The 19,178-nt window shown below is 41.4% G+C and carries 16 protein-coding genes; all 16 read left to right on the top strand.

Going from position 1 to position 19,178, the window contains the following annotated elements:
• The first annotated feature begins 3 nt into the window (after positions 1 to 3).
• Positions 4 to 951 carry a carbohydrate ABC transporter permease gene (locus CZ360_RS02120; RefSeq protein WP_077532538.1) on the top strand — a complete coding sequence of 316 codons (948 nt, stop codon included), beginning with the start codon at positions 4 to 6 and terminating at the stop codon, positions 949 to 951.
• A gap of 13 nt (positions 952 to 964) precedes the next feature.
• Positions 965 to 1,816 (top strand): carbohydrate ABC transporter permease, encoded by an 852-nt coding sequence (locus CZ360_RS02115; protein WP_229407965.1) that lies wholly within the window; start codon positions 965 to 967, stop codon positions 1,814 to 1,816.
• Positions 1,816 to 2,559, top strand: coding sequence for a tyrosine-protein phosphatase (locus CZ360_RS02110; RefSeq protein WP_077532537.1), 744 nt, complete (start codon positions 1,816 to 1,818; stop codon positions 2,557 to 2,559). The genes CZ360_RS02115 and CZ360_RS02110 overlap by 1 nt, the downstream gene beginning before the upstream one ends.
• Positions 2,559 to 3,599 (top strand): ABC transporter ATP-binding protein, encoded by a 1,041-nt coding sequence (locus CZ360_RS02105; protein WP_077532536.1) that lies wholly within the window; start codon positions 2,559 to 2,561, stop codon positions 3,597 to 3,599. The genes CZ360_RS02110 and CZ360_RS02105 overlap by 1 nt, the downstream gene beginning before the upstream one ends.
• A 787-nt stretch (positions 3,600 to 4,386) precedes the next feature.
• Positions 4,387 to 5,130: a MarR family transcriptional regulator gene (locus tag CZ360_RS02100; RefSeq protein ID WP_229407964.1), complete on the top strand. Its 744-nt coding sequence runs from the start codon at positions 4,387 to 4,389 to the stop codon at positions 5,128 to 5,130.
• Positions 5,131 to 5,770: 640 nt separating this feature from the next.
• On the top strand, positions 5,771 to 6,778 hold the full coding sequence (locus tag CZ360_RS02095; RefSeq protein WP_077532534.1) for a LacI family DNA-binding transcriptional regulator: 1,008 nt from the start codon (positions 5,771 to 5,773) through the stop codon (positions 6,776 to 6,778).
• Between the two features lie 239 nt (positions 6,779 to 7,017).
• The gene (locus CZ360_RS02090; protein WP_159438077.1) at positions 7,018 to 8,346 is read left to right on the top strand and encodes an ABC transporter substrate-binding protein; all 1,329 of its coding nucleotides are present in this window, start codon (positions 7,018 to 7,020) and stop codon (positions 8,344 to 8,346) included.
• Between the two features lie 70 nt (positions 8,347 to 8,416).
• Positions 8,417 to 9,298: a carbohydrate ABC transporter permease gene (locus CZ360_RS02085; RefSeq protein ID WP_077532532.1), complete on the top strand. Its 882-nt coding sequence runs from the start codon at positions 8,417 to 8,419 to the stop codon at positions 9,296 to 9,298.
• 19 nt (positions 9,299 to 9,317) lie between these two features.
• On the top strand, positions 9,318 to 10,154 hold the full coding sequence (locus CZ360_RS02080; RefSeq protein WP_077532531.1) for a carbohydrate ABC transporter permease: 837 nt from the start codon (positions 9,318 to 9,320) through the stop codon (positions 10,152 to 10,154).
• A 23-nt stretch (positions 10,155 to 10,177) separates the two neighbouring features.
• Positions 10,178 to 13,360 carry a hypothetical protein gene (locus CZ360_RS02075; RefSeq protein WP_077532530.1) on the top strand — a complete coding sequence of 1,061 codons (3,183 nt, stop codon included), beginning with the start codon at positions 10,178 to 10,180 and terminating at the stop codon, positions 13,358 to 13,360.
• 744 nt (positions 13,361 to 14,104) lie between these two features.
• On the top strand, positions 14,105 to 14,638 hold the full coding sequence (locus tag CZ360_RS02070) for a hypothetical protein (protein WP_077532897.1): 534 nt from the start codon (positions 14,105 to 14,107) through the stop codon (positions 14,636 to 14,638).
• Between the two features lie 79 nt (positions 14,639 to 14,717).
• Complete coding sequence (locus CZ360_RS02065; RefSeq protein ID WP_077532529.1) at positions 14,718 to 15,743, top strand: PDDEXK nuclease domain-containing protein; 1,026 nt, start codon at positions 14,718 to 14,720, stop codon at positions 15,741 to 15,743.
• Between the two features lie 179 nt (positions 15,744 to 15,922).
• Positions 15,923 to 16,285, top strand: a complete 363-nt coding sequence (locus tag CZ360_RS02060; RefSeq protein ID WP_077532528.1) for a fimbrial protein — start codon at positions 15,923 to 15,925, stop codon at positions 16,283 to 16,285.
• Positions 16,286 to 16,295: 10 nt separating this feature from the next.
• The gene (locus tag CZ360_RS02055) at positions 16,296 to 17,006 is read left to right on the top strand and encodes a hypothetical protein (protein ID WP_077532527.1); all 711 of its coding nucleotides are present in this window, start codon (positions 16,296 to 16,298) and stop codon (positions 17,004 to 17,006) included.
• 11 nt (positions 17,007 to 17,017) lie between these two features.
• Positions 17,018 to 17,926, top strand: a complete 909-nt coding sequence (locus CZ360_RS02050) for a hypothetical protein (RefSeq protein ID WP_077532526.1) — start codon at positions 17,018 to 17,020, stop codon at positions 17,924 to 17,926.
• 2 nt (positions 17,927 to 17,928) lie between these two features.
• Complete coding sequence (locus CZ360_RS02045; protein ID WP_077532525.1) at positions 17,929 to 19,161, top strand: M23 family metallopeptidase; 1,233 nt, start codon at positions 17,929 to 17,931, stop codon at positions 19,159 to 19,161.
• Positions 19,162 to 19,178: the final 17 nt, after the last annotated feature.

The raw sequence follows: 19,178 nt of genomic DNA, 5'->3' as shown, positions 1-19,178 counted from the left end.
AGTATGAGCGAAATAGCACTTCCTTTAGAACAGATTTCGGTGCGCCGCCCTTCCATTGCGAAAACGATCATGAAACGCGCGACCCCTTTTCTGTTTCTGGCGCCGGCTTTGCTGCTGGTACTGTTCTGGGTTTACCGTCCGTTGGTGGAAACATTTGGGCTTTCCACCAAACAGTGGAACATGAACCCAAATGTGGAACCGATCAATGTGGGGTTGGAAAATTTCCGGTATATTTTCACTCATCCGGATTTTTTGCAGGCAGTTTTGAACACTGCGATCTATATTTTAGCGATGTTGCCGTTTTCCGTGGTTATCCCGATGATCCTGGCGATCGTCACCAACAATTTGAGTAATCGGGTCAAAAATATTTACCGTGCTTTATTTTTCCTGCCTATGATCATGCCGCCGGTCGCGATTTCTGCGGTATGGCGCTGGCTGATGCATCCGGTGAATGGGCTGATTAACAGCATATTAATAAAAATGGGGTTTATTGAAGAAGGGATACGCTTTTTGTCAGACGAAAACATGGTGCTGTTTTCTATTGTCATCATAGCAGGCTGGAAAATGATTGGATTTTCCACGCTGATGTTTTCCGCTGGATTAACCGGGATTGACAAAAGCTATTATGAAGCTGCAAGCGTAGATGGCCACAGAAGATGGAAACAGACCCTGTCTATTACAATTCCGCTGCTTTCCCCCACGATCATGTTGATGATTATGATGAGTGTGCTGATGACTGCGCAATGGACCTTTGCTTACATTGACGTGCTTACCCAGGGCGGGCCCGCGGGAGCCAGCACCAACGTGTACTACCTGCTTTGGACCTACGGCTTCAAAAACTTTAACTCTGGGCTTTCGGCTGCGGCCGCCGTGGTTTTCTTTATTGGTTTTGGCCTTTTGGCGCTGTTGTTTACCAGATTGACACGGAAAATTGCCTTTTACGATAATTAAGGAGTATCTGCCTATGGAATTACAGATGGAACCAGCTGCGCCGGCTACGAAAAAAAGGCGTATTCGATGGGGTACCGGCGGCAAACATCTGCTTTTGATCCTGTTGTGTTTGTTTGCGATTTTTCCCATCTACTGGATGGTGATCAGTTCTTTTAAGGGTGCGGGAGAAATTTTTAACAACTCCCTGCTCCCGTCCAGCTGGTCGCTTGAAAACTATACTTATGCAATGGAAGCAATCGACATGGTAGGGATGACGGCTAACACCTTGGTGATGGCGCTTTCTCAAACAATTTTGCAGCTTTGCACCGCAGTGATGGCAGCCTATGCGTTAACCCGGTGGGATTTTGCGGGGTCTAAGCTGATATATGCCCTTTTTTCACTGACTTGGCTGGTACCGTTTCAGGCGATTATGATCCCAAACTATACCACGATTGTTGGAATGGGCTTCCGGGATTCCCTGATGGGGGTTATTGTCCCCAACATGGCCTCCGCCTTTGCGATATTGTCCCTGTATCCGTCTTTTAAATCTTTTCCAAAGGCGTTGATTGAGGCTGGGGTAATGGATAAGATGTCTGCCTGCGGGGTATTGTTTAAGCTGATTCTGCCTAATATTAAATCCAGCATCGTGTCCTTGGGAATCCTGCTGTTTATCAATTCCTGGAACGATTATTTTTGGCCTGCCTTGATCATCTCACAGGGACAGACCACCCTTCAGCTTGGCTTGCGTTCTTTTATGTCCGCAGAGCTTACTTCGTGGGGACCGTTGATGGCGGCTTCTGTATTGGCAAGCCTGCCAATTCTGATCCTATATTTGCTGATTCAAAAACAGGTGATCCAATCCTTTGTGAAATGGGGGATTAAATAATGAAGATAACGACACATATCCCAATGGAGGGGCTGATAAACGCCCGGCATTTGGGAGGGTATCGCGCTGGGAATATGCTGACCAGCGACAAGGCGTATATCCGCTGTGAAAATCCGGATAAATTGACGCGGCGCGATATGGATGTTTTATACGATTTTGGCATCCGCACGGTAATTGACCTGAGGAGTCCGGAAGAGGTTGCTCAAAGCGAGAATCCGCTATCTCGTGACAGCCGATTTGATTATCACTCAATCCCGGTGTTTTCTGCCGATGCTTCTCCGGAAGCGCTGGCGCAGAAAAAAATTGATATGGGTCAACTTTATATCTACATGGCAGACCACTGCACTGATTCGTTCTTTCAGATTTTTGATACTATTTTACACAGCCATGGTGGAGTTTTGTTCCATTGTACTGCCGGAAAAGACCGTACCGGGGTTCTAGCCGCAATACTTTTACTGGCCTGCGGCGTAGCAAAAGACGATGTTGTGTGGGAATATACTTTTACGGAAGAATTGCTCCGTCCACTGGTTGAGCAGTTAGAAAATAATGTTCCGAAGGGCATGGAAAAAGAAAATGTGCAGGCGATGCTTGCGGCAAAACCAGAATATATTTCGGTTTTTGTTGATCATTTGAATTACACCTATCATGGCGCCAAGGGGTATCTTGCACATTTGGGCTTTTCCCAGGAAGAAATCACCGCGTTGTGCCAAAGATTGGTCAACGATAAAGAGGGAGTGGCATAGTGAGCAGGATTGTTTTACAAGATATTAAAAAAAGATTTAAGAAAACTGCGGTTCTCCATGGCATAAATCTAGAAATTCAAGATGGTTCTTTTACAGTTTTGCTGGGGCCGTCGGGCTGTGGGAAATCGACCCTGCTGCGTATTATAGCAGGATTAGAAAAACAGGATGCCGGCCGCCTGATTATTGGCAATGAGGATGTATCTGGATTGGAGCCGCAGGATCGTGATATTGCCATGGTATTCCAAAATTACGCGCTGTACCCGCATATGAATGTACGCAAAAACATTGAATATGGGCTGAAAGCTAAACGGGTACCAAAAGAAGAACGCCAAAAACGGATTGATAGTGTTGTGAAATTGGTACAGCTAGAAGATCAGTTGGATAAGCTTCCGGCGCAGATGTCGGGAGGACAGCGCCAGCGTGTGGCGCTTGCACGGGCGATTGTAAAGCGGCCAAAGGCTTTTTTGATGGACGAACCGCTTTCCAACCTAGATGCAAAGCTGCGCAGTCAAATGCGTGTAGAGATTGCGTCCTTGCATAAACACCTTGGCACGACCTTCCTTTATGTTACCCATGACCAGGTAGAGGCGATGTCTATGGGGACTCATATTGTCGTGCTTAACGGGGGTAACATTATGCAGCAGGGAACGCCGCGTGAGATTTATACCAATCCGCAGAACTTGTTTGTGGCACAGTTTATTGGGTCGCCTCCGGCCAATGTGCTAAAATTTGGAGATTATTATGCGGCTATCAGGCCGGAAGAGATCTATTTTCAGCCTGACGTGGGCCGCAGACTGACTTTGAAAGGAGAAGTACTGGCTCGGGAACATTTGGGTGGCGAAACATTGTATTATGTTATGACAGAGTTTGGGCGCATGATAGTAAAGGGCGATCATTTTTGGGATGACGATAGTCAGACTGTCCAAATGTATTTTTCGGAACAGTCTGTAATGTTTTTCGATCAGCAGGAAAATAGAACAGAAGTGCAGCCAGCCATCCTTTCCTTGTTTTCCCATAACGCGCAGGAAGCGGTATCTTAACGACAAAACGCATTCTTTCTGAAAAAAGCAAATAAATAGAAACACCGGGAACGAGATGAAATAGCGTTCCCGGTGTTTTTGTCAGAAAGGTTACATATTCCATATATGCATATATCAATTGCGGCTCAAATCGTTCGGCGGTTATCCGCGTTGCGGGAATCTGCCGCAATTTTCATAGAAATACAAAAAACAACAACGGACTTCGTATGAAGTCCGTTGTTGTGGTACGCCAGAAGGGATTCGAACCCCCGACCTTTTGGTTCGTAGAAAAGAACTCTTTGAACTTTTGATGAAAAAACTAACTTTTCTTGTATTAAATGACCATATCGGAACGGCGTTTCTTGTAAATAGCTGCAATAAATGTCGTTTGGTGCAATAGACGCCTATTTGCTCTCGTTGACACGCTGTTGACAGAAATGTTGACAAGGGTGTTTGGCTCCCGTTGACATTTTTAAGGAATGAAAAAGGAGCCGGTCATATGAACACATATCGATTACAAATAAAACAACTCGTGGATTATCCTCGTTGTAGGATCTACCGTGAGTTCATAAGAAAACTAATGAATGATAAGAATCTTCGAAAAACCGGAGGTTCTTATTTTTTTGCTCTTTTAGTCCTGTACAGCTTTGCCAACTTCCGATCCTCATACCGCAGAATGGACGGAATCTCCTATTTAATCGGGCCGGGAGAATGGATATTTTCTCTCAAGGAACTAACAAGCTGTTTCAGACTAAAGTACCAGCATCAAACGATAGATGTCCTGAAGTTATTACAGGATCATCACTTTATGGAATTCACATTGATGGAACACAAAAATCTGGTGAAAGTAGTTATCCCAGATTGGAAAAAGAATAATTCTGTTCTGGGGTATCATGCCCCTTGCCAAAAGGATACTGGATTTTTCTTTTTCCCGGTAGCGTCTGTCAGTGAACTGATCTCTATTGAAAAATGCAGCGAATTAGACATTGTACTGGATCTGTGGCTGAACACAGTCTATCATGACGAAAGAGTGCAGGGGTCTGCAAAGGGACCGGTTGTTTATTTTCGGAATAATACTGGTAATCCTGTCGTCAGCTATACTGATTTATCAGAACGCTGGGGAATCTCTAAGGCGGGAGTCAGCCGGCTGTTAAAGAAACTGCAAGAACTGGGATATATCACCCTATGTACTTTTTCCGGGAATCAAGGCAGTGCGATCTATCTTAACGGATATTTATCTACGATGTTTCAAATTTCCGATGTGCCGATCGATAAAGAAGAAATCGCTTTCACTTTAAAGGTGAAGCTCCGGAATGAGACAATACCTCACGTTTCAAAAGAATCTTCCCGCGTTTCAAAACTGTACATACAGATCATCATATCAAAACTAACACAAGTCCTGTCAGTAAAGGGATTTTCGTGCTTCCAGTGTCCGTATCTTTCCTATAAGTTATATTCTTATTTGACCTGCGTAGGAGAGATTTATTATATTTTAGAAGTTTATTGTAACCGGTCGGGAAAGCTATGGTTTTGGGAAATTTACTTGGAATAAATATTTTTTAGAACGGATAGAGGAAACAATCAATCCGGAGCTGTGCAAACGGTATCTTATCATCTTCAAGACTGAGTTAAAAAGCCTGCTGGCACCCCGAAAAAAGTATTTTACTCCATTTTTGGATATTCATACGGACTTACTGGACTTTTGAGATAATTTCCAAAACAGTTTTACTATGGAGGCCTAAGAGTAAAGCTGAATCAAAGAGAAAAAAGAGGAACTTCTATCTGATTTTTCAAGTAGTTGTATCCATTTTTTAATTGTATTCTATTTTTTCTAGGAAATTGGAGAGGACTATTTTTAACACATTCTCTTTGTTTCCGGGCAGCGAGAAAGTTTTTTAGTAACCTTGATTTCAACGAAGCAGCCACATTTGTAAATTTCATTCACCTATACACGACGAAAAAGCTACAGCTTGCTGTTGCAGTGGGGGAAAAATCGAATCTTCTGTGAAGAGTACAAATCTGTATAGCGAAGTTTAATAAGAGGTAATACTGATATGAGTCACTTGAAATAAAAATAGAAGTTTATATTTTGTATAGATCGAATAAATTCAAGAAAATACTTGACAAAAAATAGTCGGCGATATATAATAAATACGAAAATATGACAACGTTGTCACAAAGGTGAATATTAAATGATTACTTTAAAAGATGTGGCCAGAGAAGCGGGGGTTTCATTATCTACTGCTTCACGGGCGTTTCGAGAAAATGTATATATCTCTCCAGAAAAGAGGGAGCATATCCTTGAAATTGCAGCTCAAATAGGATATACGCCAAACTTGACTGCCAGAAGCTTACGTGAGGACAGATCCAAGACAATTGGTATGATGCTGCTTAGTGAGATGGATTTTTTAGAATGTTATGTAGAGCAGATTCTACATCAGTATGGCTATCGGTTGTTAATCGTATATACCAACGGAAAAAGGGAATATGAACGCGGATGTTTAGAATCTCTCATTTCGTCCCGTGTTGATGGAATGATCTGCTTTTTTTCAAATTATGCGAATCGGGATTTAATTCAGCAGTGTGAAAAAAATAATATTCCGATTTTGCAATTATTTGGTCAGCAGTATACCGGGTTGCACACCGCCATTATTGATGATAATAAATTAAGTTATGATATTACCAGAATGCTGATTGACCGAGGACATCGTTCCATTTTGTTTGTAGAACATTTTTTAGATTCAGAGCAGCAAGCAAACTTAGTCAATGAAGAATATTATGGTTATGCAAGAGCTATGAAGGAAATTGGGACTGAGGTAAAGCAGGAAGATTTTTTCTTATTACCACATGGAAATCGTGATGGGTATGAGACGCTCAGAGAAAGGGTGCTGAGAGAGAAGCCGACCGCTGTTATTGCCGGCGTTACTGATATTACCATCGCGTTCCTTAAAATATTCAGGGATTTAAATATGGAGGTGGGAAAGGATGTCAGCTTGATAGCCTACGATAACAATCCATGGTGTGATTATCTTGGATTAGCAGCACTTGATCACAATTTTGAAATGATCGGTGAATATTGTGCAGATGCAATTGTAAATTTAGTTTCTGGACAAACGGAAAAGGTACCGATGATGAAAAAGTTTATTTCCAAATTTATTGCAAGGCCATCCATGAATTTCTATGGGGCATTTGATGAATAAGATTCGAATCAATTTTGTATCGCTTTATGAAAAAGAGGTGCAAATTGTTTTCAATTGTGTGATAACGTTACCACACGATGCTTAATACAGATCAATTATGGTATGTATATAATAAAAGTATTGTTATAAATGGTATTATTGCCAAAATGTGGCAACGTTATCATATTTGAAAGGAGGCTGACAGTTCTGAAATAGAAATCTCATCAAAGGATAACGTCAATACTGAAAGGAGTATGTATATGAAAATGAAAAAGACAGTTAGCACAGTTTTATGCGCTGCACTCATGGCAGCCAGTCTGATTTCTTGCGGAACAGCGGATAACACGACATCTCAAAACAATACCAGAAAATCCGGGGATGTTACGCTTCAATTCATGGGATGGGAAGCAAGTGTTTATGAAACAGAAGCAAATAAAGCCTGCTTGCAATCCTTTATGGATCAGAACCCAGGAATAAAGGTGGAATACATTTCTGGCCCCTCAGAAGAGCATCATACAAAATTACTTACTATGATGGCAGGAGGAGCGGCGCCAGATACTTTTTATATGGATGTTCCGTTTTATCGTCAGTTTATTGAACAAGGGCAGCTATTAGACTTAACTGATATATACCATCAATATTATAAGGAAGAGGATTTTTTACCATGGTCTGCAACCAAAAGCAAAGTGGGTGACAAATTCTATGGTATTGATAGTTGTATTGTAGGAAATATTCTATTCTATAATCGTGATTTATTTGAAAAAGCAAATGTTGAGATGCCTCCAAGCAATCCGGACGAAGCATGGACATGGGAAGAATTCTTAGATGCTGCTCAAAAATTGACTATTAAAAATGGAGATACGGTAGAACAGTATGGTGCCTTTGGCTTTGAAGTTGACTTCATGCCATTGCAGCAATATCTGGTCAATATGGGGGTCACGATTTTTAATGAAGATTATACCTCATGCAAGATCAGCGATCCCGACAAAATGATAGATGTAATGCAGAAATTTAAAGATCTTCGTGTGAAATATGGTGTGGCTCCGGAGGCTAATGTTTCTAGCAAAAGCGGTATGTCCGCCAATCAAATGCTGCAGACCGGAAAAATTGCGATGGTAAACCAAGGGTCTTTCTCTATGCAGGAATTAGCCAATATGGACTTCGATTTCGGAGTCGCTCCATTGCCGACAATGGATGGTAAGACTATGAATGCCGTTCTCAGTTCTTATAATGTAGCAGGTTGGACGGGTACCAAACACAAGGAAGAAACACTGAAACTAATTTCCCATCTAGCTTCGACAGATTTCCAGCTTCCATTTGTACAGAGTGGATTATGGATGAGCAATCGTGTAGAAATGTATGAACCAGAAAACCAGGATCAATGGTTTAATCCAGACGTTCATCCTGCGGAATTCGTCAACATGACTTCTATATTTAAAAATGCGATTGTTGCCCCAACTCATATGGCGGGTGCTAATGTGCGCGACATTACTGATGAAGAGATTAAAAACTTCTATTATAATGATCAGGATGCACAGACTACAATCCTCAATATAGAGAAACGAGCAACCGAAGCATTGAGCAAATAATTGATATCCAGAACTGCCGCTGTCCTAATTGCTCAGACAGCGGCAGGATTATGGATTTGGAGATGGTAAGATGAAAAAAATGATGCAAAGGGATTCAACTTGGGCTGGAATTTTTTTACTCCCAAACTTAATATGTTTTCTTTTGTTTGTACTAATACCAATTGTAAGCGCTTTCGTATTGAGCTTTATGCAATGGGATATGTTGTCGACCCCAAAGTTTATTGGATTCGATAATTATATTCGACTTTTTACTCAGGATGAAATTTTTATACAGGTGCTAGTTAATACTTTGATTTTTACGGCGTGTTCTGTTCCTATGGTAATTATTGCTTCCCTGTTAATTGCTATGGCACTAAATCAACAGATATTAGGTAAAAAGTTTTATCGAGTTTTAATATTTTTGCCGGTAATATCTTCTAATGTAGTAGTTTCTGTGATGTGGAAATGGTTATTGGTACCAGACTATGGATTTGTCAATTATTTTTTGTCCTGGTTTGGAATTGCCGGACCAAACTGGCTTACAGATGCTAACTGGTCGATGTTTTCAATTATATTCGTATTTGTTTGGAAAAATATTGGATACTATATGTTGATATTTCTGGCCGGGTTACAAGGAATTCCAAACAGCTATTACGAGGCGGTTGAAATGGACGGAGGAAACGCCTGGCACAAATTCCGAAATATCACCATTCCCTTACTGTCCCCTACCACATTTTTTGTGACTGTTATGGTAGTAATCGGGTCTTTCCAGGTGTTTGACATTGTAATGCTAATGACTGAAGGTGGACCGGGAAGAAGTACTTCGGTAATGGTACATTATCTTTATCAACAAGCTTTTCGTTATTTTGATATGGGTTATGCAACTGCAATTTCCTATATTCTTTTTATAATTGTACTTATCCTGACATTTTTACAGTTTAGGTTTAACAAATCCGAGAATTGGTCATCGTAAACGGAAGGGAGTGTTAATAATGTCAAAGAAAAAACAAAGAGAAATTCTGTGGCATCTACCGTTGCATTTAATTCTGATTCCAGTTTCTCTATGCATTGTCCTTCCATTTATTCTAATGTGTGCAACATCATTTAAAGAAGCTGGTGAAATATTTACATATCCGCCCCAGATTTTTGGGAAAGTATTCACATTCGAAAATTATGATTGGCTTTTTAATAAGGTTACATTTCTACAGTATTTCATGAATAGTTTGAAAATTGCGGTAATTGTGACAATTGGGCAGCTTTTCACAAGTTCTTTGGCCGGATATGTTTTCGCAAAATTAAAGTTTAAAGGAAGAGATAAACTGTTCTTCTTATATTTGGCCACTCTTATGGTACCTGCACATGTGACGTTAATACCAAACTTTATCATTTTCAAAATGTTAGGGCTAGTCGATACTCATACGGCGTTAATTCTCCCCGGATTGGCTACGGCGTTTGGCACTTTTTTAATGAGACAATTTTTTATAACCATGCCAGATGAATTGTCGGAGGCAGCAAAAATTGACGGCTGTTCCCAATTTGGAATTTTTTCCAGAATTTTTTTGCCGTTAAGTAAACCTGCATTGGCTACATTAGGAATATTTGTTTTCAATGGTTCTTGGACAGATTATCTGAATCCATTAGTCTTTATTATTTCTCCGGAAAAGGTAACATTAACTGTTGGGGTAGCCTCACTGCAGGGCACTTATGCTACTAACTGGGGCGTATTAATGGCAGGACTGACAATTAGCGTACTTCCGGTTCTCATTTTATTCTTCGCTGCACAGGATTTCTTTGTAAAGGGAATCGTTATGACTGGCATGAAAGCATAATTACGTTCAGAAAGGGAATGGTTATGGAACTGAAAAATAAAGAATTAATTCTTGTACTGGATGCCTTTGGAAATATCTCAAGTATAGGCTCTGTTCGCAATGATCAAGTAGTTGCAATGACCCAGGACGTACTGGAGGTATCCTCAGATTTCGGAACGTTTCGCACTACCGATTGTATCCCGGATATTGATCAGACACATGCAACATCGATAACATATCAATATGATACACCGTCATGTATTTACCGGATTACGTATCGATTATCAAAATCTTCCTATATCGAACGCCTTCTGTCCGTATTTCCCAAACAATCCATGACCATATATAAGGTACGGACAATTGATTGGTTTGAACGTGCTCCATTGGAAATCATTGACTATCATACTTTTTGGAATTGCCCGACAACAGAATTTGTTCGTTTTGAGCATGATGGATTGTATATTGGATTTGCAAATCCATGTTTTTCGGCTCATTCCGAAGATAACCGCCTGGAAATTCAATTTGAACCATGCATGACAGTATCGCCGGATAAGCCATGGTCCGTAGAAGCTAATTTTTGGGGGATATATCGGTTCAGCGGAGAGATGATAGAACAGCAGATACCGAAAACAAGTATTCGGTATAATCATGTCAGTCATCCGCGCTACCGCAACCCAAGCGGCTATATAGCTTTGGACAGGAATGAAATTCGCTCATTTAAGCAGTTTGCTGATGATTATCTTGATTTGCGAGTAACCGATTTTAAAGTTGTTTTTTATAATTTCTTCAGCCCTCTCCCGCAGCAGCCGGAAACTGAGGAAGATGAGCAGATGTATTACCATTATATTGACAATTTTGTCAGAATGGGTGGAGATATTATCACCTTTAATCCACTAGTTCGAAACCGGCCGCCGCTTCCAAACCAAGGCAGCTTTTGGGAACTGGCGCCAGAAGGTTCCGTAGCGGAACGAATTTTAAATTACGCAAAAGATAAGGGGCTAAAAATAGGCTTTTATATGGGTTCTGCTCCGGACAACAGCAATTATTGTGACAGTCCGATGACAGAGTTTGCTTCTACCTTTGAAAAGCCAAATTGGAAAAAAATAGGGATTTGTGGAGAGAGATCACGCGAAAACTGCATAGCAGACGATGATTTTGCGGAATGGTTTTACCAGGTGCAGAAAAATACTATTGAAAAATATGGGATAACGTTATGGGACTGGGACCCCGGACCGGGTAACGGGTTTTTCTGTTACAGCGCAGAGCATGGTCATGTGCCGGGAAAAGGTGCATATAAGGGTTTCCGCAATGCCATGAATCTTGTAAAAAGACTGAAAGATACCTTCCCGGAGCTTTACATTCAGGGGTTTCATGGGACAAAAGAGTATGGCCTTTGGGGATTTCGTGGGTTTGACCAACATGAGGCATATTGGGAACAGTGTCCTTATGATGCGGGAACAATCTATCCTGATTTGTCAGAAGACAGACTAACGGCAAGCGGGATGAGGTTTCAAAGCTGGTGGAATCAGAATTTTCGTTTCATGCCTGCGGTTATCAACCATTCCCTTGCGCACCGGATGACACAATATTGTGCCGATCCCAGGGGATTGCTCTATTTATTTGACCATTTAGGATGGAAGTATGGAATTATATCTGCGTTGGCGGCTGGTGCAAGCATTACAGTACCGATGATTCCATATGATCCGGAGGACATTTATGGGGATTATATCTCATTTTTTAGGAAATGGGCACAATGGGGCAGGGATCATTTTCAGTATAATCAGAATGCGGTCGCATTTGGTAACCAAGTTGTTTGCGGTACTGTAGACGGCTACAGTAAGATTTTGGGTGATCATGGTTTTTTATTTCTTTGCAATGCTGCTCCGATCCGAAGTGAGATAGCGCTGAAACTAGATGATGAAATTGGTTTGGAAATGCCGGGAGAATATACGCTAAAACAAATCTATCCTATGGAAGAGGTCCAATTCTATGATGAAAGGCTTGGGAAGGGCACATTTTCCTATGGGGAAACAATTCATATTCAGGTACCGCAATATGAGGTACTGGTTTTTGAGTTAGAAAAGGCACAACCTGTTTCCGTTTCATTATATGGTATCAATGGTTCGACCCACCTGGAAGGTGAGACACTCCATATTATAGGGAGCAGCGCCCCGGAATCTAGCATCTTAAACGGATTTGTTCAAACTCCTCAGTTCGATGTGATACGTCGATTAATGATAAATGGCAAAGAAATTCCATTCTCCAGAAAACATGGCTCGCTTGTATTTTCGCTCCAATATGGGGAAGAGAGTGCAGCACGATATCTTTATGACTGGACCGATCAGAACGGTGAGAAGATTTCCTGCCCCAATTATGAATCCATGGAAACCGTAACACTGCACACTAGTTTTTTTGCTACGGATGCAATTAGGGAGTTACTGCAAAATGCCCGACCGAAAAATGCCGAGCAAATAGAGGCACTAATTCCTGTACTGCGAGATCAGCTTCATCGGGAGAATTTTGCATGGGCTTTGCCATATCGCCTGTTTCTGGTTGTTCCGTTTTCTGATGCGGCTGCCGTAGGCGCGGTCACTATATCAATAAATGGAAAGATATATCAACACACCCATGTAACGGTAAATCACTATGGAAAAGAAAGCAAATTGATTGATTATCTCGATATTACGGATCTTGTAGAATGGGATAAAGAAAATAAGATTACTCTATCAATCGAGCAGTTGCCTCAAAATCATTTTCTGGGCGCATATCTCTACTACCCACCATTTGCTGAAACAGATGTGGTTACTGTTCCTACTAATATATTACCTGAACCGGTGGCATCTTCACCGCTTTACCAATTGGTACAATCCAAACCCTGGTATGAAAATAATGGTCGGCAGGTTCGGGTGGAATCATCTTGGATTAATCGAAACCTGGTAGAAGAAATGCAGGATTATACGATATATGCCAGTGTGAACCTAGAGCCAGAAAAGCTGGAAGGGGTTTATTTTTCCACACAAGTCTGTATTGACCAGACAAATGATACTTTAAAAGCGGATGAGATGATGGAATACGATTCTGTCCGAAAAATCTGGAAACGGACATTACATATGGGCAATCGTCAGTTGCTAATCATTGATGGGGAATATATTTATGTATGGGCCGTTACAAAGGATCACTATGTTAGTCCGACCTACAAAGTAAAGGTAGAATGGAAACTCTTTTAAAAGAAAGGCTGTTTTTTATGACTTTGTGTATCAAAACGAGAAACGGAGACATGATTATGAATGTTATGAAATTATATGTCAATGGGAGACACAATGTTTTCTATCTTTACGCTCCCGAAAAGAACTCCAACTGACCTCGAGATAACAGACTGAAATCATGTCAAGAGCGGAGTTCTGAAAAGCTGGGAGGAATCTCTAGATGCCCTTAGGATTGAAAGACAACACCTTTCTGACGAGAATTCTGTTTTGTAGGAAGATCCATCATGAAAGATAGAATACGCCATTTGTTTTGTATGGGATATCATCCGAGGATACTCGAGCGGTTAGGAACACAGCGGCGTGTTATCCTCAACAATCTTCATTATTACGTGGATATATGATTTTCTATAATAAAATCCTTAGAGAATGTGTATTGATTGAGTTGAAAACAACAAAACTTATGCCAGAAGTAGTAGGACAAATCTTGCTAATAGCACAAGTAGAGGAAGTATTAGATTAATGGCACGATAAGAAAAAGTAAGCGTTATTGGCACAAAAAAGGCACAGAAAAGAGAAAAAAATAAACGGAAATGCTATTGAGACATATATCTCGATATGTTACAATAGGTATGCTGAAATAAATATAGCAAGAGGAAGATGCTCAAAATGGGTGTCTTCCTCTTGCTATATTTTTGGTTTTTTGTAACCAAAGCGGGCAAAAATTACGTTTTTATAAGTATAAAAAGAAAAACGAGGAGTGAAATCATGCGAAAAACAAAACAGGCAGAAGAAGCCTTTGAGGACAATCCACTGTACCACAATACATGGAAGCTTTTATCCAAGTATCGTGATGTCGTCTGGAGCCTGGAGCTGTCTGTCCAGCAGGTGAAAAAGAGCTTTGAAATGGAGTTTAAAAGCAGTATTGATGAATTCTTGGAATCTATCTATTCAGCTGGAGCAGAGATTCAGGGAACAATGATCGAGCATCATGCGAAATGTATTGAAAAGTCCAATAAAATGCTTAAGATGATCGACAGTGCGGTAGAACTGCTGCATACGAAGCACAGAATGGGAGAGGAATACTACTGGGTGCTTTATTATACATATCTTTCTCCGCATGAATGCAGGAATGTAGCTGAGATTATCGAATCGATCCGTCCTCATGTCCGTACAATATCATACCGCACTTATTACCGATACCGTCGGGAAACAGTTGAAGCATTAAGTGACGTTTTGTGGGGATACACCTCAAAAGAATGTATGAGTATTTTGGATGAATTTTTTCCGGAAGGAAATTAATGCGTAGCAGGGAATAACGAGTAGTAAAAAAATTATTTTTATGCTATACTAAAAAAAACACTTTAAAGGAGCCAATAATATGAATGATTTACTAAATAATAATTCTATGATAAAAGAAATTAAAGAATTGTTATTAACGGCACGCCAAAATGTAGCTGTACAAGTAAATTCAGAATTACTTACTACTTATTGGCAAATCGGAAGAATAATTGTTGAGCATGAGCAGGATAACAAGGTAAGAGCAAATTATGGGAAATTTACGCTAAAACAGTTATCCAATGAATTAACTAAAGAGTTTGGAAAGGGGTTCTCTCGTTCTAATTTACAAAATATGAGAGCTTTTTTTCTTGCATATCCAATTTGCCAGACAGTGTCTGGCAAATTGAGTTGGTCACATTATTGTGAACTGTTGACTATTTCTGACACTGATAAGCGTAGTTTTTATGAAAAGGAAGCTATCAATTCTGGGTGGTCAATCAGGGAATTAAAACGACAGATTTCTACCTCACTTTATGAGCGATTGCTGCTATCAGAAGGAAAAAGAAATAAAGAAACGGTGTTAGCCCTAGCAGAGAAAGGAATTGAAATGGCAACACCGCTCGACATGATAAAGGATCCGTATGTATTTGAATTTTTAGGTGTACCTGAAAACAAGGCAATGTTAGAAAGTGAGCTTGAAAAGGCTTTGGTTCTGCAAATTGAAAAGTTCTTGTTGGAATTGGGACGCGGCTTTATGTTTGTAGGAACACAGCAGCGAGTTACCCTCAATAATACTCACTATTATGTAGATATGGTTTTCTATAACAAAATTCTTAGAGCCTATGTATTGATTGAGTTGAAAACAACAAAACTTATGCCAGAAGCAATAGGACAAATCAATATGTATTTGAATTATTATGCTGCGGAAGTCAACGATGAGCATGATAATCCTCCCATTGGGATTATCTTATGCACAGATAAAGATAGTGTAGCCGCAGAATATGCATTAGGTGGCTTGTCAAATAATATTTTTACATCGAGATATATCTCATATATTCCAAACAAAGAACAGCTAATAGCACAAGTAGAGGAAGTATTAGATCAATGGCACGATAAGAAAATGTAAGCGTTATTGGCACGCAAAAGGCACAGAAAAGAGAAAAAAATAAACGAAAATGCTATTGAGACGTATATTTTAATATGTTACAATAGGTATGCTGAAACAAATATCGAAAAAGAGGAAGACGTCCAAACGGGTGTCTTCCTTTTTGTTTTGGTGAAATAAAAAAGGAGGAGCATACAACAATGAAGGACAAGTTAATAGCGCAAAGAAAAAGCCGGATAGGAAAAATCACCTATCTGGTTTTTTTGATCCCGACATTAGCCGCCGTGTTCTGTACCCCGGTCAGTGCGGCAACAGTCTGGGATAAGGCAAGTGAAATTATGAAAGATGTGTATTCCCAGATCGTGATCATCTCGACGGTGGCAGCCGTTGTCGCTGCTTCTGTTGCCCTGCTGCTGATGAACTTTTCCAAAAGCGGGAGAACGGTAGATGAATCCCGGTCTTGGTTAAAACGGATCGTCATTTCATGGGCTGTGATCAATGGCCTGGGCTTTATCATGGCTTACATTACCCCGTTCTTTGCAGGCGGAAAATGGAACGGATAAGGAGTAGGATATGGGGATCTTAGATGGGATCGTAGGCTGGATCGCGGAACAGGTCATGAATATCCTGGATCTGATCACAAGTTCAGTATTAGGAGCGTTGGGCTGTGATATGGACGTATTTGTACGGTATTTTCCGGCTGCGGAAACAATGTACAACGTCTTTGTCGCGCTGGCGCTGGGGTTGATCCTGCTGAATTGGGTATGGCAGCTCTTTCGGAATTTTGGCCTGCACGCAGGGCTGGACGCAGAAGATCCGGTAAAATTGAGTATCCGGTCTTTTCTCTTTATTTTCTTGGTTTGGTTTGCAGACGATATTGTGGATCTGGTTTTGAAAATCGGGGGAACGCCGTACCACTGGATCCTGACGTCAGAGCTTCCGCCTGTCAGCTTTGCTAAATTTAACTCCGCGATTACAACAATACTGGGAGTGTGCGCAACTGGATCAGGGCTGCTGATCGGTTTGATTCTGGTCATTATTTTGGCATGGAACTATCTAAAAATGTTGTTTGAAGCGGCGGAGCGATATATCCTGCTTGGCGTTTTGGTGTTTACCGCTCCGGTAGCTTTTGCAATGGGTTCCAGCCAATCGACATCTGGAATCTTTAAGAGCTGGGGACGAATGGTAGGCGGGCAGATATTCTTATTGCTGATGAACGCATGGTGCCTAAGACTGTTTACCAGTATGGTCGGTGCGTTCATTGCTAATCCGTTATCAATATAGGGGGTGAAATAGTGAGAAAACATAAAAGACTGATATTTGCAGTTCTGATTATCCTGATTTTTGCTGCTTTAAACTGTACGGCAGTTTTTGCAGAGGTAACAGAAAGCCAGGTGCAGCAGGCAGTAGACAGCTCCAGTAAGGAAGCGGTCACCGGAAATGTTTTTGTCTGGTTTCTCTGTGCGGTCGGTTTTTTAAAGGTAGCCCAGAAAATAGACAGCTTCATGAGCAGCCTTGGAATCAGCGTGGGACAAACCGGAGGATCTATGCTTTCGGAAGCAATGGTAGTCATGAAAAGCATTTCTTCGATCCAAAAAATGCGTGGAAAAGGCGGAGGCTCTGGGAATGCTGTTTCCGGGAATGGTTCAAGCGGCGGGATTTTTTCCGGGGGACTCGCTGGGATTGCCGGCAGGCATTTTACCCAGAATACGATCAGCGGGGTGACAAATCAGGGAGGAGACCCGATAAGCCGCCAGACCTTCCAATCTTCGCTTGCCAAAGGCGGGAATTTTGCCAATAACATAATTGGAAAAGTAGCGGCCGGGAATATTTCAACCATGGGAAGTATAACAGGCAAAACTGCTTCACAAGCCGCTTTGTCATATTTGGGATACACCGGAAAAGCAGACGCACCCAGATTTTCAGATGTTGAGATTGGGGGAGGCAGGATCATGGGGAAAGAAATTTCAGCGGCGAATCCTGAAGGTATCCCATTTGGAATGTACCGGGCAGACCAATATATGGAACCACACGCGGGAAAGTTTGATATTGTTGATTCCGCAGACGGAGCAAAGTGGTACCGGCAATATGCAGAAAATGCTGTAGAGAAGATCCCATATACCAATGTGGACGGAAAAGTGGAGTATTATGAAAACATTGTGCAGAAGCTTCCTGATATGCCCAAACGGAAAGACAGGGTGTGACCATGAGCCAGGAGCAGAAGCAGGGAGTTTTTCTGAAAAGCGCGCAGGCGGCAGGAATGATACACGGGGCAGTCAAAACTGGAAAAGCGGTCGCGGGGATCGCAAGAGGAACCGCAGCCGGCGGACCGTATGGAGCTGCCGCCGCTTTTTTATGGGAAAACCGGAGGCTTGTTAGTAAAATATTGGCTGCCATAGTTTTTTTTCTTTCTCTGCCGTTATTGATTATCATTCTGCTGCCGTCTTCAATTTTTGGGGATCTTGACGATCCGGAAAACGGAATACTGCTGAATGATAATCAGGCTATTCTGGAAAATCTGGAAGCAGTAGACACACAAATTCAGGAAATTGTGAAGCAGGCGCACGACCATATTCTTGTACAGGTCAAGTCGGAAATTGACCGTCTGGACGAAGAAACACAAACTGAGATCATAGATCCTTTTGCCGAATCAGTGGTGGATAGTTATACTCTGCTTGCACAGTATAACGCTTCTCAACCTGATTACAAGATGATCAGTAATGAGGAATTGATCGGTCTGGTACGTCTGCATAAGGATAAGCTGTTTTCCTATACCTCTGAAGAATCAACCGGTACAATAGAAAATGAAGACGGAGAACAAGAAAAAATACAGACGGTAACATATACGATTTCCTTTGTGGGAGAGGACTATTTCGCCGATACGGTATTTAAGCTCAATGATGAGCAAAAGGAGCTATCAGAGAATTATGCTGCAAACCTAAGCTTATTCTTAGGAAGCGGAACAGGAAGTTATCCGGGCGGAACACAAGGTTCGATTGAAGAACTGATGAAAGAATACCCTTATGAATGGGCTATTGAAGGATTCGCGGTTCCATTCCCAAATCCAAATTGGAAATCATTGGTCACGTCTGCTTTTGGATACCGTGTCGATCCGTTTACCCATGTGGGAGATGGTCACGGAGGGCTTGATATACGCAGTCCGGTCGGTACTGATATTCATGCTTCCAAGTCAGGAGTCGTGATAACCTCGCTTTATAGCAACACCAGCTATGGATATTATGTTGTGATCAATCATGGAAATGGTTTTGCCACGCTTTATGCCCATTGCAGCAAGCTGCTGGTACAGGTGGGGCAGGAAGTAAAGCAGGGAGATGTGATTGCGAAGGTAGGGAATACCGGACGGACAACAGGGCCGCATCTGCATTTTGAAGTGAGAAAAGACGGACAAAGACAGGACCCAATGAAATACATAGGCTAAAAAGATTTAACGGAAAG

This window comes from Massiliimalia massiliensis, assembly GCF_900155615.1.
In the GTDB taxonomy this organism is placed as follows: Bacteria; Bacillota; Clostridia; order Oscillospirales; family Ruminococcaceae; genus Massiliimalia; species Massiliimalia massiliensis.
This window is presented reverse-complemented; position numbering and strand designations above follow the sequence as displayed.